This is a genomic window from Myxococcus sp. AM011, assembly GCF_013372595.1.
GTDB lineage: Bacteria > Myxococcota > Myxococcia > Myxococcales > Myxococcaceae > Myxococcus > Myxococcus eversor.
In genome coordinates this window covers 1-14273 of sequence record NZ_JABXEM010000035.1, presented here as the reverse complement: position 1 = coordinate 14273, position 14273 = coordinate 1, and the positions used below count along the sequence as shown (strand labels likewise).

At 69.2% G+C, this 14273-nt stretch carries 14 protein-coding genes; 6 read left to right on the top strand and 8 right to left on the bottom strand.

Translation table 11 applies throughout. The features are described 5' to 3' along the window. Window positions 1–49: 49 nt before the first annotated feature. Entirely contained in the window at window positions 50–556 is a 507-nt protein-coding gene (locus HUW62_RS09910) for a GNAT family N-acetyltransferase (RefSeq protein WP_163868989.1), read from the top strand. 92 nt (window positions 557–648) lie between these two features. Continuing rightward, window positions 649–1419, top strand: coding sequence for an endonuclease III (gene nth, locus HUW62_RS09905; RefSeq protein WP_176434268.1), 771 nt, complete (start codon window positions 649–651; stop codon window positions 1417–1419). Window positions 1420–1422: 3 nt separating this feature from the next. On the opposite strand, the gene HUW62_RS09900 is transcribed toward nth, so the two are convergent. Then, a complete protein-coding gene (locus HUW62_RS09900) occupies window positions 1423–2703 on the bottom strand; it encodes a phosphatidylserine/phosphatidylglycerophosphate/cardiolipin synthase family protein (protein ID WP_163868987.1) in 1281 nt (426 codons plus the stop codon). Between the two features lie 142 nt (window positions 2704–2845). On the opposite strand from HUW62_RS09900, the gene HUW62_RS09895 reads away from it, so the two are divergent. Both HUW62_RS09895 and HUW62_RS09890 read left to right on the top strand, forming a co-directional pair. Continuing rightward, entirely contained in the window at window positions 2846–5185 is a 2340-nt protein-coding gene (locus HUW62_RS09895) for an acyl-CoA dehydrogenase (RefSeq protein ID WP_163868986.1), read from the top strand. Between the two features lie 68 nt (window positions 5186–5253). Further along, window positions 5254–5769, top strand: coding sequence for an ester cyclase (locus tag HUW62_RS09890; protein ID WP_163868985.1), 516 nt, complete (start codon window positions 5254–5256; stop codon window positions 5767–5769). 7 nt (window positions 5770–5776) lie between these two features. Here HUW62_RS09890 and HUW62_RS09885 read toward each other — a convergent pair whose 3' ends face one another. Next, window positions 5777–6403 (bottom strand): hypothetical protein, encoded by a 627-nt coding sequence (locus HUW62_RS09885; protein ID WP_163868984.1) that lies wholly within the window; start codon window positions 6401–6403, stop codon window positions 5777–5779. Window positions 6404–6486: 83 nt separating this feature from the next. Beyond that, the gene (locus tag HUW62_RS09880) at window positions 6487–7251 is read right to left on the bottom strand and encodes a hypothetical protein (protein ID WP_176434267.1); all 765 of its coding nucleotides are present in this window, start codon (window positions 7249–7251) and stop codon (window positions 6487–6489) included. 168 nt (window positions 7252–7419) lie between these two features. Between HUW62_RS09880 and HUW62_RS09875 the strand changes: the two genes are divergently transcribed. Both HUW62_RS09875 and HUW62_RS09870 read left to right on the top strand, forming a co-directional pair. Continuing rightward, window positions 7420–7878 carry a DUF3293 domain-containing protein gene (locus HUW62_RS09875; RefSeq protein WP_163868982.1) on the top strand — a complete coding sequence of 153 codons (459 nt, stop codon included), beginning with the start codon at window positions 7420–7422 and terminating at the stop codon, window positions 7876–7878. A gap of 126 nt (window positions 7879–8004) precedes the next feature. Continuing rightward, window positions 8005–9939, top strand: coding sequence for a bifunctional UDP-sugar hydrolase/5'-nucleotidase (locus HUW62_RS09870; RefSeq protein WP_176434266.1), 1935 nt, complete (start codon window positions 8005–8007; stop codon window positions 9937–9939). An 18-nt stretch (window positions 9940–9957) separates the two neighbouring features. On the opposite strand, the gene HUW62_RS09865 is transcribed toward HUW62_RS09870, so the two are convergent. The 5 genes from HUW62_RS09865 to HUW62_RS09845 all read right to left on the bottom strand — a co-directional run. Next, a complete protein-coding gene (locus HUW62_RS09865; protein WP_163868980.1) occupies window positions 9958–10383 on the bottom strand; it encodes a hypothetical protein in 426 nt (141 codons plus the stop codon). 193 nt (window positions 10384–10576) lie between these two features. Continuing rightward, on the bottom strand, window positions 10577–11191 hold the full coding sequence (gene clpP, locus HUW62_RS09860) for an ATP-dependent Clp endopeptidase proteolytic subunit ClpP (RefSeq protein WP_163868979.1): 615 nt from the start codon (window positions 11189–11191) through the stop codon (window positions 10577–10579). A 142-nt stretch (window positions 11192–11333) separates the two neighbouring features. Further along, a complete protein-coding gene (gene fumC / locus HUW62_RS09855; protein WP_163868978.1) occupies window positions 11334–12728 on the bottom strand; it encodes a class II fumarate hydratase in 1395 nt (464 codons plus the stop codon). 105 nt (window positions 12729–12833) lie between these two features. Further along, a complete protein-coding gene (locus HUW62_RS09850) occupies window positions 12834–13178 on the bottom strand; it encodes an antibiotic biosynthesis monooxygenase (protein ID WP_163868977.1) in 345 nt (114 codons plus the stop codon). After that, the coding region (locus tag HUW62_RS09845) for a cytochrome P450 (protein ID WP_217911241.1) at window positions 13175–14273 on the bottom strand (1099 nt) is incomplete at its 5' end. The genes HUW62_RS09845 and HUW62_RS09850, both read right to left, overlap by 4 nt.

Sequence of the window (14273 nt, the reverse complement as noted above, 5' to 3'; positions counted from 1 at the left end):
CTGGGTCCCGCTGGCCCTCGGCCCCCTTCCATGAAAACGTCATCCCCGCATGAGCACAGACGAGCTGCGACTGCGTCCCATCCAGGTTGAAGACAACCCTCACGTCGCCGCCATCATCCGCGCGGTGATGCCGGAGTTCGGCGCGGATGGCCCCGGCTTCGCGCTGCATGACGCCGAGGTCGACACCATGACCGCCGCCTACGCGCATCCTCGCCACGCCTATTTCGTGGTGGAGCGCGCGGGCAAGGTGCTGGGCGGCGGAGGCATCGCGCCACTGCAAGGGGGTGACCCCAGCGTGTGCGAGCTGCGCAAGATGTACTTCCTGCCCGAGGTCCGAGGACTGGGAGCCGGCGAGCGCATGGTGCGCCGCTGCCTCGACTTCGCCCGGGAGGCGGGTTTCCAGCGCTGCTACCTGGAGACCTTCGCTTCCATGACCCAGGCCCAGAAGCTCTACCGACGCCTGGGCTTCGAAAAGCTCTGCGCCCCCATGGGAAGCACCGGGCACTTCGGCTGCGACCACTGGTACGCGCTGGACCTGACGAAGCCGAGCGCCTGACGCGCCCCCTGCCCCACCACCGGACAGGAAGCACCCACGAGCCCCCGCATCAACAGGCCCTCACCTTCCCTCGAAACCCAGGGAGGCGAGGGATGTCGACGGCACCTCGAAGAAATCGCAGGGCCCCGTCCAGCACGAGCCCGCGGACCGCGCGCGCGAAACCCACCCCAGGCGTCGTCACGGAGCCCGAGCCGCGGCCCGACAAGGTCCCCTTCGACATCGACGACGTGCTGGCGCGCGTGCGCGAGTCGGTGCGCGACTTCGCGGACGCGGCGATGTTCGCGCTCTCCGCACGAGGCCACGACAGCCTCTTCGAGCAGCTCGTCGCCTGCATCCTCTCCATCCGAACCCTGGATGAAGTGAGCCTGCCCGCCGCCCTCGCGCTGCTCCAGCGCGCCTCCACTCCGGAGGCCCTCGCGCGCATGAGCCCCGACGACATCGACGCCCTCATCCGCGCCGTCACCTTCCACGAGGCCAAGGCGCACCAACTCCACGCCATCGCCGTGCGCACCCGGGACGAGTTCGGAGGCACCCTGCCCTGCGACGCCCAGGTGCTCCAGTCCTTCAAGGGCGTGGGCCCCAAGTGCGCGCACCTGGCGCTCGGCATCGCGTGCGGCCACGAGGCCATCAGCGTGGACATCCACGTGCACCGCGTGACGAACCGCTGGGGCTACGTGAAGGCCCGCTCCCCCGAGGCGACGATGGCCGCCCTGGAGACGCAGCTCCCGCGCAAGTACTGGGTGGAGCTGAATCGCCTGCTGGTGCCCTTCGGCAAGCACGTGTGCACGGGCTCGCGGCCCAAGTGCTCCACGTGCCCCGTGCGCGACGCCTGTCGTCAGGTCGGCGTGACGAACCCGCGCTGACCGTCAGCGGTCATGGCCCACCAACTGGGTCGCCCTGCGAGCCAGTCGTCGCCACGGGTTGGTGCGGCCGCCGTTCTCCAGGGAGATCTCCTTGGAGACACGCAGGTCCTTGGCCCAGCAGCGCTCCATCTTCCGCACGAACTCCGCGTCGTTGATGACGAGCGAGCCCTCACCCAGCTTGTTGAGCGACAGCGAGTCCAGGTTGGTGGAGCCCACCACCGCGAGCCAGTCATCCACGAGCATCGTCTTCGCGTGCATCATCGACGGCTGGTACTCGTAGATGCGCACGCCCGCATCCAACAGGCGCTCATACGTGGAGCGCTGCGAGGCGCGGATGACCTTCACGTCGTGGATGGGCCCGGGCCCCAGGACGCGAATCTCCACGCCCTGCCGGCACTTCTCCTCCAACTGCTCCAGAATCTCGTTGGGTGGAGAGAAATACGCGTTGGCAATCCAGAGCCGCTCGCGAGCGGCGGCGATGACCATGCGCACCATGCGCTCCGCGTCGGTGATGCCCAGCTTGCCCGAGCTCTCCACGAAGCACGCCTCGGCATCGCCCACCAACATAGGCTCCGGGAAGGTGCTCGGCGGCAGCAGCCCTCCGCCCGCCTCCTGCCAGTACCGCGAGAAGGTGAGCTGCATCTCACGCGCGGAGGGGCCCTCGACGCGGACACTCGTGTCGCGCCACTCCTCGGGGGCCTGACCGTTGCCCTCCCAGACCTTCCAGAAGCCGAAGCCGCCCGTGTAGGCGATGCGCCCGTCGACGACGACCAGCTTCTGGTGCGTGCGTCCCAACAGCCGCCCCATCACCTTGCCCGCGAGCAGCCGGTAGTAGTGCACCTCCACGCCGGCCTCACAGAGGACCTTCTCGACCTTCTGGTCGAAGTCCTTGTCGCCGCGAAGCTCCTCACTGCCCACCGGGTCCACCACCACGCGGCACGCCACTCCCGCGCGGGCGCGCTCCACCAGCGCCGCCACGATTCGGTCCGACACGTCACACGGTCGCCAGATGTAGACCATGATGTGGACGCTCTCCCGCGCCGAGCGGATGTCCTCCAACATCCGGTCGAAGACCGCGCCGTTGTCCAAGAGCTCCAGCTTGTGCCCCGGCATCAGCGCGGCGCCCGTGGACTGATAAAGAGAGAACGAGAAGCCCTGGGGCCCGGGAGGCAGCACATACGGGCCATGCATCTCGTGCTCGCTGCGCTCCCGCGCGCCGTCGAAGCCGTGGGCTCCGGGCTGGGGAAGAATCTCGATCTCCGACAGGTCCTGGGACTCGTCCATGACGTGGCAAGCTAGGAACACTTCCTCGCCCCGGCATGCAGGGCCTGCCCGCCTGCCCGACAGCCGAGCGCTCTCTTCCATTGCCGCCCGGCGCCATGCTGGCCACACTGCGCCCGTTCCCTCGCCTGATGGAGTACCGACCATGGTGGAAGAGATTCGTCCAACCGCGAAGGAGCTGCTGTCGCTGCCGCGCCTCGCGCCCCTGGTGCCCATGCTGTACGTGGCCTGGACGGACGGAGAGCTGACACACGCGGAGATTCGGATGCTCGGCGCCGCCGCCCGCGCCCAGCCCTGGTTGGACCTGCGCTCCACCACCGTGCTCGCGCGCTGGTTGGACCCGCTGCTGCCGCCCACGTCGAACGAGCTGGCCCTGGTGCGCGAGCACATCCGCTCCGCCGCCGCGCGCCTGTCGCTCAGCGCCCAGGACAGCCTCGCGGAGCTGGGCGCGAAGCTGGCCGAACTGGTCTCCGGTACCACGGAGCTCCCCCCCTCCGTCCCCGAGCTGGTGCGCGCGCTGGCATCAGTCGAGGCGGTGCTGGGCGTCTCCAGCCGGGATGCGGTGCGCGCCCTCGTCCCCTCCGCCGGGCACGAGCCGCGCCGCATCGGCCCCACCGAGCCCACCTCCTTCGCGCCCGAGGCGCTGCGCGCGGTGCTGGACCGCAAGTACCCGGACGTCCGCGCGAAGGTGCGCACGTGGCTGGAAGACCCGGCCTTCCGCCAGCAGCCCACGCTGGACACGGCGAAGCAGCGCGAGCAGACCTTCACCTGGCTCAAGCAGCTCGCGGACGAGGGCCTGGGCCACATCGCCTTTCCCGAGGGTGACGAGGCGGGCGCGGACCTGGGCGCCTTCATCGCCGCGTTCGAGACGCTGGCGCTCTTCGACATGAGCCTCGTGGTGAAGGCGGGCGTCCACTTCGGCCTGTTCGGCGCGAGCATCCTCTTCCTCGGCACGGAGCGGCACCACCGCGAGTACCTGCCGAAGGTCGCCACGCTGGAGCTGCCCGGCTGCTTCGCGATGAGCGAGCTGGGCCACGGCTCCAACGTGCGCGACGTGGAGACGGTGGCGCGCTACGACGCGGAGGCCGGGAACTTCCTGGTCCACACGCCGACGGAGTCCGCGCGCAAGGAGTGGATTGGCAACGCCGCGGTCCACGGCCGCATCGCCACGGTGTTCGCGCAACTGGAAGTCGGCGGCAAGGGCCTGGGCGTGCACGCCATCCTGGTGCCGCTGCGCGACGCGCGGGGCCAGCTGATGCCCGGGGTGCGCATCGAGGACTGCGGCCGGAAGATGGGGCTCAACGGCGTGGACAACGGCCGCATCTGGTTCGACCACGTGCGGGTGCCTCGGGAGAACCTGCTTGACCGCTTCGGCCAGGTGAACGCCGAGGGCGAGTACACCAGCTCCATCCCCAGCGACGGCCGGCGCTTCTTCACCATGCTGGGCACGCTGGTGGCGGGCCGGGTGAGCGTGGCGTGCGCGTCCTTGAGCGGGGCCAAGAGCGGGCTGACCATCGCCGTGCGCTACGGAGACATGCGCCGGCAGTTCGGTCCTCCGGGCGCGCCGGAGGTGCGGCTCCTGGACCACCAGACGCACCAATTGCGCCTGCTCCGGCCGCTGGCGAAGACGTACGCGCTCGACTTCGCGCTGGAGTACCTGGTGGAGCGCTACGTGAAGCGCACCGAGGAGGACGCCATGGAGGTGGAGGCGCTGGCGGCGGGCCTCAAGGCGTATGCCTCGTGGAACGTGACGTCGGTGCTCCAGGAGGCGCGCGAGGCGTGTGGAGGCCAGGGCTACCTGGAGGCCAACCGGCTGTCGGGGCTGAAGGCGGACACGGACATCTTCACGACCTTCGAGGGCGACAACACGGTGCTGATGCAGTTGGTCGCCAAGAGCCTGCTGACGGACTACCGGCAGCGCTTCGAGGACGACCGCGTCTTCGCGGTGCTCAAGCTCATCGCCGAAAGGGCCACCGCGGTGGCGGACCGCAACCCCATCGCGGCGCGGCGCACCGGCAGCGAGCACCTGCGCGACAGCGAATACCAGCTCCGGCTCCTGCGCTACCGCGAGGAGGACCTGCTGGCCTCGGTGGCGAAGCGGCTGCGCAAGCGGATGTCCGCGGGCATGGAGGCCTTCACCGCCTTCAACCAGGTCCAGGCGCACCTGGTGGCGGTGGCGCACGCGCACATCGAACGCGTGGTGCTGGAGCAGTTCCTCCACGGCGTGGCGACGGTGAAGGACGAGGGCCTCAAGGTGGTGCTGGGCCGGCTGTGCGACCTCTATGGCCTGTCGTGCCTGGAGTCCTCGAGCGGCTGGTTCCAGGAGAACGGGCTGATGGAAGGCAACAAGGCCCTGGCCATCCGCAAGGAGGTCGTGAAGCTCTGCACGGAGCTGCGGCCGGACGCGGTGGCGCTGGTGGATGCGTTTGGCATTCCGGACGCCTGCCTCGCCTCGCCCATCGGACTGGGCCACCTGTCGGCGTGACGTGAGGTGAACACTCGCGGGCCCTGGGGGGCTGACGGCCTGGGTGGGGCTGCGCAGCTTCCCAGGCCATGAAAAGCCTCGCGACGACGATGTGGCTCTGCATGCTCGGACTGCTGTCCGCGTGTGCGTCCGTATCTCCGGTGGAGCGCGCCGCCGCGCTGGAGGAGCAGAACCGCCAGCAGGCGCGGGTGCTCACCGAGGAACTCTACAACCTGCGCAAGCTGGACCGCGTCGCGGAGCTGTTCTCCGAGGACTACGTCGACCACTCGCAGGGCGCGCCCACGGACGTGGTGGGTCCGGCCGCCGTGCGCCAGCAGGCCGAGGCCACGTTCCAGGCCTTCCCGGACCTGCGCTTCGACGTCCTCCACGTGGTGGCGGACGGAGACATGGTGCTGGTGCATTGGAAGGCCCAGGGCACGGACGCGCAGCACACGGACGAGGCGGGCAAGCCCCGTCAACTCGCGCTCAACGGCCACTCGCTCTACCGGATGCGCGACGGCAAGGTGGTGGAGTCGTGGGACATCTCCGACCGCCTCGCCCCGCTGCTGCAACGTGGTTACAAAATCGTCCCGCCCCAGCAGTGACGCGGTGTCACTGGAGGACGGCGGGCGCCTGGAAGACCTCGCCGTCGAGACCCTCCACGCGAAGGCTGGCCCCGTCGGACGGGCCCACCCTCAGCTCCACGCGGGCCTGACCCCGGCGGTCCACCAGCAGCAGTCCCGGAGAGCCGTGCTCGTCCGCGCCCAGAATCGCGCGGGGCCGGCCATCCGCGTCCGCCAGTTCCAGCCGCGAGGAGCCATCCACCTGGAGGCCCACCGAGAACAGGTCCACGCCACCCGGCTTGGACAACGTCAGGCGTGGGGCTTCATCCGAGTACACGGTGAGCTCGGCCAGGGACTCGCCCCCGGCCGTGGAGAAGCGCAGCCGGGGTGAGCCATCCACCGCCACGCCCAGCAAGGCGCGCGGACGGCCCGTGCCGTCATGCAACACCAACCCCGCGGCGCCCGAGTCATCCAGCCCCAGCGAAGCCCGACGTTGCCCCTGCGCGTCGTTGAGCACCAGGCGCGAGGCCACCAGCTCCCCACCCAGCATCGGCGCGGGCTTCAGCGCCGCGGTGCCCAGCCCCACCCCCGCCAGCGCGAGCGCCGAGAAGGTGAGTCCCTGCAACCGCCGACAGCGGCGCTCCAGTCGCTCCAGCCGCGCATCCACCGAATCCATCTCGAGCCTCCCGCCAGGGCCAACGGCCCCTGGGCCCCCACAGCCTAGCGGAAAAGGCTCGGATGGACCGTCCACCGGTGACGTCAGATGTCGACGTCGTTCGAGTCGGCGTTGTTGACGTAGACCCGCGTGTCTCGGTTGATGGGACGACCGCGGCCGAAGAGGAAGCCCAGCTTGAACTGGATGAAGCCGCCGTTGAAACCCGCACCCAGCTCCGACTCGGAGTCCGTGGTGTTGAACTCGCCAATGACAGGGACGGAGATGCCCACCTCGGGCATCAGCCGGAAACCCTCCGTGACACGCAGCGCATAGCCCACGGAGGCGCCCACGCTCAGCAGATTCACGGCCGCGCTCTCCGTGGAGCTGCCCCCCGAGATTCGCGTCGCGGACACCCGAGGACCCAGCACCAGCTCCGAGCCACCCGCCGTCTTGAAGCCCACCAGCACGGGCAGCGCCACGTTGACGTAGCTGCCCACCGTGTCGTCGTCGCTCCCCAGGAAGACACCCATCACCGAGGGCGCCACGGAGATGGCCATGTTCGGGTCATCGGGACTGGTGAGCAGGAACTTCGACTGGAGCTCGGCCAGCGACGAACCGAAGCGCACGCCCAGGTCCACGCGTTCCGTCACACCGAAGCGCGCAGCGAGGTCGATGTGTGGATAGTAGATGCCCCCCGAACCCGTCTCGCTGTCGCCGATGACTGCGGCGCCTCCGACACCCGGTTCGATGGCGAACTGGAACTTGCCCGCGCCCAGCGTGTCCGCCGTCTGCACATGACTCACCGAAACACAGCCCGTTCCCGCAAAGCCCGCGCACAGCGCGAAAGCCACCACGGCACGACGCATCATCTGGATTCGCCCCACGTCCAAACGCCCCCTCATTGGAACGTTGCGAGGGCTCCAGACGTTGGGGGGTTCTGAACATTCACCGGGAATATCCAATCCAGACACCTTTTCGTCAGGACTCGCGGCCCCCGGGGGCTGACAGCGGGGTGTCGGCAACGCGAGAATGCGCGAATGAGACAGCTCGACCAGGAGCGGTTGCTGGGAGCCTACCGGACGACGCGGTATGTCATTCGCCCGCATGGCTCCACGGATGGCGTGGAGCAGGTGCTGCGAGTCGGAAGGCTGCACCCCGCCCTCGACGCCGCCCTGGCGGCACGAGGCCACCGGGAGTGGGCCTTCATGACGGCGTGGAATCCGGGCTCTCGCCCTCGAGGCAAGGACGAGAACCAGCGCGCACAGGAGCGACTCGTCTCCCAGCTCATCGCGGGAGGCTGGGTGGTGGCGCCCGCCATCGGCGAGGCGGAGGACGGGAGCTGGTCCGAGCAGAGCCTCTTCGTCCCGGGCCTGCCCCGCGCGGAGGCGGAGCGCTTCGGTCGCGCGCACGGTCAGGTGGCCGTCCTGGTGGGTCGCACCGGAGGTCCCGCGGAGTTGCTGCTGTGTGGCAACGAAGCGCCGCCAGCCGCACCATGAGTCCGGGCGACAGTCCCCCCTGTCGAAACGAAGTCGGGGCGCGAGCTTCACCGCGCCGCCATGAAGTCGCGCCATCGTCCACGAACTTGAGTAGGTTCCCCCTCCCTGTTCGCTGGAGTTCCGTCGATGCCTCAAGCCACACCGCGCTCGTCACTTCTGGGAGCGCGCCCCAGCGTCTTCCTGCTCGCCGGAGCGTTCGTCACCGGCATGTTCCTCTTCGCCCATGGCGGCTGCGGAGGTGACGAGTGCCAGGACGCCGCCGACTGCCGCTTCGACAACAGCGCACCGGCCGAGGGCAAGGAGTGGGTCTGCGAGGACAAGCGCTGCGAGCAGCATCCCGCCCAGCAGCCGCCCCTGGATGCGGGCTCGGACGCGGGGATGCCCGACTCGGGGATGTCCGACTCGGGGATGTCCGACTCGGGGATGTCCGACTCGGGGACGTCCGACTCGGGTCCCACCACGGTGAGCGTGCAGGTGCTGGCGTTCAATGACTTCCACGGGCAGCTCGAGGCCCCCGCGGGCCAGATTCTGACGGGCGTGGCCCCCGACGGTGGGCCGGTGCGGGTGAGCGCGGGCGGCGTGACGTACTTCGCCCGGCACATCGCGGCCCTGCGGGCCACCAATCCGAACACAGTGGTGGTGGCGGCGGGAGACCTCATCGGCGCCTCGCCGCTGCTGTCGGCGCTCTTCCACGACGAGCCCACCATCGAGGCGATGAACCTGATTGGCCTGGACCTGGTCGCGGTAGGCAACCACGAGTTCGACGAGGGCAGCACGGAGCTGTTGCGCATGCAGTCGGGTGGCTGCCACTCGGTGGATGGCTGCCTGGACGGGGATGGCTTCCCGGGCGCGAAGTTCAAGTTCCTGGCGGCCAACGTGGCCACGGGCGTGGACCGCACGCTGTTCCCCCGCTACGACGTGCGCGAGTTCGAGGGCGTGAAGGTGGCCTTCATCGGCATGACGTTGGAGGACACGCCGGAAATCGTCACGCCCACGGGCGTGGCGGGGCTCACCTTCAAGGACGAAGTGCAGACGGTGAACGCGCTGGTGCCGGAGCTGCGGCGGCAGGGCATCGAAGCCATCATCGTGGTGGTGCACCAGGGTGGAATTCCGACCTCGGGCTCGCTGGTGAACGAATGCAAGGGCGAGGGTGCGGACGGCCTCATCGCAGGTGCCATCGTGGGCATGGCCAAGGGCCTCGATGACGCGGTGGACGTCATCGTCAGCGGCCACACCCATCAGGCCTACAACTGCGTCATCGATGGCAAGGTCGTCACGAGCGCCTCGTCGATGGGGCAGCTCGTCACGGACATCGACCTGACGTTGAGCAAGGCGACGGGCGACGTCGTGCAGGCGCGAGCGAACAACGTCATCGTCACTCGCGACGTGCAGGAGGTCGGCGCGGTGAAGGAGCTGGTGACGAAGTACCAGGAGCTCGTCACGCAGCGGGCCAACCGGGTCATCGGCTGGGTGGCGCAGACGCTCAGGACACAGACGGACTCCGCGGGCCAGTCCACCCTGGGCTTCGTCATCGCGGACTCGCAGTTGGAGGCGACGAAGCCCGCGAACCTGGGTGGGGCGCAGGTGGCCTTCATGAACCCGGGCGGCGTGCGCGCGGACATCGCCCAGGGCGAGGTCACCTACGGCGAGGCCTTCACCACGCAGCCGTTCGGCAACAGCCTGGTCACCCTGACGCTGACGGGCGCGCAAATCGAGCAACTGCTGGAGCGGCAGTGGCGGCCGTCGGGAGCCACCCTCATGCTGCTTCCGTCGGCGGGCTTCACCTATGCGTTCAGCGCGTCGGCGCCCATCGGAAGCCGCGTCGACCCGGCGTCCATCCGGATCAACGGCGTGCCAGTGAACCTGACGGCGGAGTACCGCGTCACCGCGAACAACTTCCTCGCGGGTGGGGGTGATGGCTTCCCGGTGCTCGCCGAGGGGACGAACCGGCTGGGTGGCGCCGTGGACAGCGACGCGCTGGAGGCCTACCTGAAGGCGCACAGCAGTCAGGCGAGCCCCTTGCCCGCCCCCGCGCTCAATCGCGTCACCGTGCTGCCGTAGCGGCGGGCTCCGGCCACGTCAGGGGATGGGTCCACGCCCCTGACCGCCGGAGGGCACATCCTCGCCCCCGCGTCCGGGGACTTTTTCGGGGGGGGTGGTGGAGCCCGGGACGATTTCAATCTCCTGGGCGCGCGTCACCCTGCGGGCAAGCGAGTCGAACTCCAGCTCCACGCCCCGGCCGGGCTTGTCCTTCAAGCCGAAGCGGATGCGCCAGAGGTTGGGGCGGACCTCCACGGCCTCGCCGGCCTGCGCCAGGACGAAGCTGTTGTTGCGGGCGTATTCCTCGCCGGCCTGGATGACGTCGCGCTCGCCCAGCTCCGCCTGCACGTCGGCCGAGGAAGGGGGAACGGGCGGGCGGCCTGTGGGCCCCACGCAGCCTGCTCCAACCAGCAGGGCGGAGGGCAGCAGGAGGCGACGGAGGGTGCGCGAGCGGAGCCAGGACATGTGTCCAAGTTTGAGCATCGGCCGTGCCACTCGCAGCCGAGGGAGCGGGCACGGCGGCGCGCGGGATTCGCGCCTGCTCGGTGCACCAGCGCAAGAGCTGCGCGCGGCGGGTGGCGGGAATCAACGGGCGGGCTCGAAGCACCCACCCGGGGCCCCCGCTCCGCCACGAGAGCGGGGGCGGTGTGACGGGGTGTTACTTGTTGGGGGTGGACGACGGCGGCGAGATGAGGCGCTGCTTCTCCACCACTTCGTCGATGAGGCCGTACTGCCGGGCATCCTCGGCGCTCATGAAGTAGTCGCGCTCGGTGTCCTTCTCGATGCGCTCGACGGTGTGGCCCGTGTGCTTGACGATGAGGCCGTTGATGTAGCTGCGCAGGCGGAGGATTTCCTTGGCCTGGATGTCGATGTCCGTGGCCTGGCCCTGGGCGCCGCCGAGCGGCTGGTGAATCATGATGCGGCTGTTGGGCAGGGCGTAGCGCTTGCCCTTCGCACCGGCCAGCAGGAGGAGGGCGCCCATGGAGGCGGCCTGTCCCACGCAGATGGTGGACACCGGACACTTCACGTACTGCATGGTGTCGTAGATGGCGAGGCCGGCCGTGACGGAGCCGCCGGGCGAGTTGATGTAGAGGTTGATGCCCTTGTCGGGGTCCTCGGACTCGAGGAACAGCAGCTGGGCGACGATGATGTTGGCCACGTCGTCGTTGACGGGCGTGCCCAGCATGATGATGCGGTCCTTGAGGAGCCGGCTGTACAGGTCATACGCCCGCTCGCCGCGGTGCGTGGTCTCAATGACGAAGGGGACGTTCATGGCTCCCCTACCCTAATCGTCCTGTGGCGCTCGCGCCCGCTCGTTCTTGCCGCAGCGTGCGCTGGCCCACGGTTGGGACGGGGGAAGGCCCCCCGGATGCCCCTCGGTGGGGCGTCCGGGCGAGGTGTAGGACAGGGGGTGCCTACAGGCCGGTCATCTTCTCCGGGCGGACCCACTGGTCGAACTGCTCGGAGGTGAGCAGGCCCAGCGCCACGGCGACCTCCTTGAGCGTCTTGCCCTCCTTGTGGGCCAGCTTCGCGATTTTCGCCGCGTTGTCGTAGCCGATGTGGGGGTTGAGGGCGGTGACGAGCATGAGGCTGCGCTCCAGGTTCTCCTGGATGCGGGCGCGGTTGGGTTCGATGCCGACGGCGCAGTTGAGCCGGAAGCTGCGCATGCCGTCCGCGAGGAGGCGGCAGCTCTGCAGGAGGTTGTGGATGATGAGGGGCTTGAAGACGTTGAGCTCGAAGTTGCCGGAGGCTCCGCCGATGGAGACGGCGACGTCGTTGCCCATGACCTGGGCGCAGAGCATGGTGAGGGCCTCGCTCTGGGTGGGGTTCACCTTGCCCGGCATGATGGAGCTGCCGGGCTCGTTCTCGGGGATGGTGATTTCGCCCAGACCCGAGCGGGGGCCGGAGGACAGCCAGCGGATGTCGTTGGCGACCTTGAAGAGCACGGCGGCCAGGCCCTTGAGGGCGCCGTGGGCCTGGACGAGCGCGTCGTTGGCGGCCAGCGCCTCGAACTTGTTGGGGGCGGTGACGAAGGCGAGGCCGGTGAGGCGGGCAATCTCCTTCGCGACGCGCTCGGCGTAGCCCTTGGGAGCATTGAGGCCGGTGCCGACGGCGGTGCCACCGAGCGCGAGCTCATGCAGGTGCGGGAGGGTCCGCTCCAGGTGGGAGCGCGCGAGGTCCAGCTGCGCGACGTAGCCGCTCAGCTCCTGGCCCAGGGTGATGGGCGTGGCGTCCTGAAGGTGGGTGCGGCCAATCTTCACCACGTCCATGAAGGCGCGGGACTTGTCGGCGAGGACGTCGCGAAGGGCCTTCACCTCGGGGATGACGTGCTCGATGAGGGCGGTGGCGGCGGCCACGCTCATGGCGGTGGGGAAGACGTCGTTGGAGCTCTGGCCCTTGTTGACGTCATCGTTCGCGTGGACCTTGCGGCCCTCGCCGCGCTCTCCGCCGAGCAGCTCCGAGGCGCGGTTGGCGAGCACCTCGTTGGTGTTCATGTTCGTCTGGGTGCCGCTGCCGGTCTGCCAGACGGACAGGGGGAACTCCGCGTCGTGTTTTCCGGCGAGGACTTCATCGGCGGCGCGGACGATGGCGTCGCCCTTCTCGCGAGGCAGACTGCCGTTCTCCACGTTGACGAGGGCCGCGGCCTTCTTGACGAGGACGAGCGCGCGGATGAGGGCGGGGGGCATGCGCTCGGTGGAGATGGCGAAGTTCTGGAGGCTGCGCTGGGTCTGCGCGCCCCAGAGGCGGTCGGCGGGGACTTCGATGGGGCCGAAGGTGTCCTTCTCGATGCGAACGTTCTGGGTGCTCACGCGCGGGGCTCCTGGTGGAAAGTGTCCGTGAGCCCACGAATAACAGGCTGGAGCCTTCGGCACCTGGAAGGAGCGCGGACCGTCGGTCCGTGAGCAGTCCAGGAGTCAGCCGTGCACCCGTCGGCTGTCGTCGGGGGCCTGCTCGCGCTCGTGGGGTCCATAGTCGCGAAGGACCGTGGCGACGCGCAGGCGGTAGTCGGCGAAGACGGAGTCCCGGCCCCGGGCCTGGGCGGCGCGGTGGGCCTCCAGCTGACGCCATTGCTGGACGGCGGCCTCGTCGCGCCAGAACGACAAGGAGAGCAGCCGGTCCGGAGAGGACAGGCTCTGGAACCGCTCGATGGAGATGAATCCATCGATGCGAGCCAGCAGGGGACGCAGCTCGGCGGCGAGGTCCAGGTACTCGCGCTGTCCATCCGCGCTGAGCCGGGCTTCGAAGATGACGGCGATCATGAGTGAGCCTCCAGGGAAGAGGGAGCGGAGAACACAGGGACGCGAGCATTGAGCGAGGGCATCCACGAAGCGCCGAGGCAGGCCGAGCGAAGCGAGCGAAGGTCCGCGGGCAGCAGCGCGAGGAGAGCGCCCTGGGAGATGGCCTTCGCCAGCGCCGCGCCAGGGCACGCGTGAGCGCCCGCGCCGAACGCAAGTCCCCGAGGCTGCGTCCGATGGAGGTCGAACCGCCACGGCTCCAGATGAAGGGAGGGGTCCCGGTTGGCGGCGGCGAGGACGACGAGCGCCGCGTCACCAGAGGCCATGGACTGTCCGGCGATGACGGCGTCCGTGGCCAGGAACCGCCGGGTGTTCTGGACCGGAGATTCGAACCGGAGCACCTCGTCGAGAAACGAGGGAAGCAGCGAAACCTCCGCGCGCAGCTCCGTCAGCAGGGAGGAGTCAAGCAGGAGGACGCGAAGAGCCTGTCCCAGCAGTCCCGCCGTCGCATCATGTGCCTGCAAGAGCAGCCCGATGGCGTTCGCGACCACCACGTCCGAGGCGTCCTGGAGCCCCAGCGCCATCGACTCCCGAACCAGCAAGGCAAGAGCCCCGTCACCCGAGGAGCACTGCGCCTCCAGATAGGAGCGGAACAATGAGCACAGCGACCGCGTGGCCTCCACCGCGGCCGCCAGGCTGTCCGGGTGTGCCCCCGGAGCGATGCAGCGAACGAAGTCCCGCGTCCAGGAGGCGACCCGTGGAAGTGACTCGGAAGGAAGCCCCAGCAGCTCACCGAGGACATGAACCGGGAGCAGGAAGGGGAGTGAATGGGCCGACTCCGGAAGCGCGAGTCGGAGGGTCCACCGCCGGGAGACCTCGACGACCCGAGGCGAATCAAAAGTGGCCAGGAGGCCAACGAGTGCGCGTCGCGCGAGCGCATGAAAAGGGCCGTCGTTCATGCGAGCGAGGAGTCGAAAGACCTCGGAGGGAGGCGACCCGAGGAGGGGGCGCGGCACGGGCTCGGAGGGAGGGCGGACGCGGCAGGAGGGATGGGTCAGCACGGCCTGGACGGCCTCCGCGCTGGAGGCAACCCACAACCGAAGCGAGTCATCCCAGTAC

Coding starts and splice junctions, on each gene's coding strand:
- HUW62_RS09910 (WP_163868989.1), top strand. CDS start 50: ATGAGCACAGACGAGCTGCGACTGCGTCCCATCCAGGTTGAAGACAAC.
- HUW62_RS09895 (WP_163868986.1), top strand. CDS start 2,846: ATGGTGGAAGAGATTCGTCCAACCGCGAAGGAGCTGCTGTCGCTGCCG.
- clpP (WP_163868979.1), bottom strand. CDS start 11,191: ATGAACGTCCCCTTCGTCATTGAGACCACGCACCGCGGCGAGCGGGCG.
- HUW62_RS09900 (WP_163868987.1), bottom strand. CDS start 2,703: ATGGACGAGTCCCAGGACCTGTCGGAGATCGAGATTCTTCCCCAGCCC.
- HUW62_RS09885 (WP_163868984.1), bottom strand. CDS start 6,403: ATGGATTCGGTGGATGCGCGGCTGGAGCGACTGGAGCGCCGCTGTCGG.
- HUW62_RS09875 (WP_163868982.1), top strand. CDS start 7,420: ATGAGACAGCTCGACCAGGAGCGGTTGCTGGGAGCCTACCGGACGACG.
- HUW62_RS09890 (WP_163868985.1), top strand. CDS start 5,254: ATGAAAAGCCTCGCGACGACGATGTGGCTCTGCATGCTCGGACTGCTG.
- HUW62_RS09865 (WP_163868980.1), bottom strand. CDS start 10,383: ATGTCCTGGCTCCGCTCGCGCACCCTCCGTCGCCTCCTGCTGCCCTCC.
- nth (WP_176434268.1), top strand. CDS start 649: ATGTCGACGGCACCTCGAAGAAATCGCAGGGCCCCGTCCAGCACGAGC.
- HUW62_RS09880 (WP_176434267.1), bottom strand. CDS start 7,251: ATGATGCGTCGTGCCGTGGTGGCTTTCGCGCTGTGCGCGGGCTTTGCG.
- HUW62_RS09850 (WP_163868977.1), bottom strand. CDS start 13,178: ATGATCGCCGTCATCTTCGAAGCCCGGCTCAGCGCGGATGGACAGCGC.
- HUW62_RS09870 (WP_176434266.1), top strand. CDS start 8,005: ATGCCTCAAGCCACACCGCGCTCGTCACTTCTGGGAGCGCGCCCCAGC.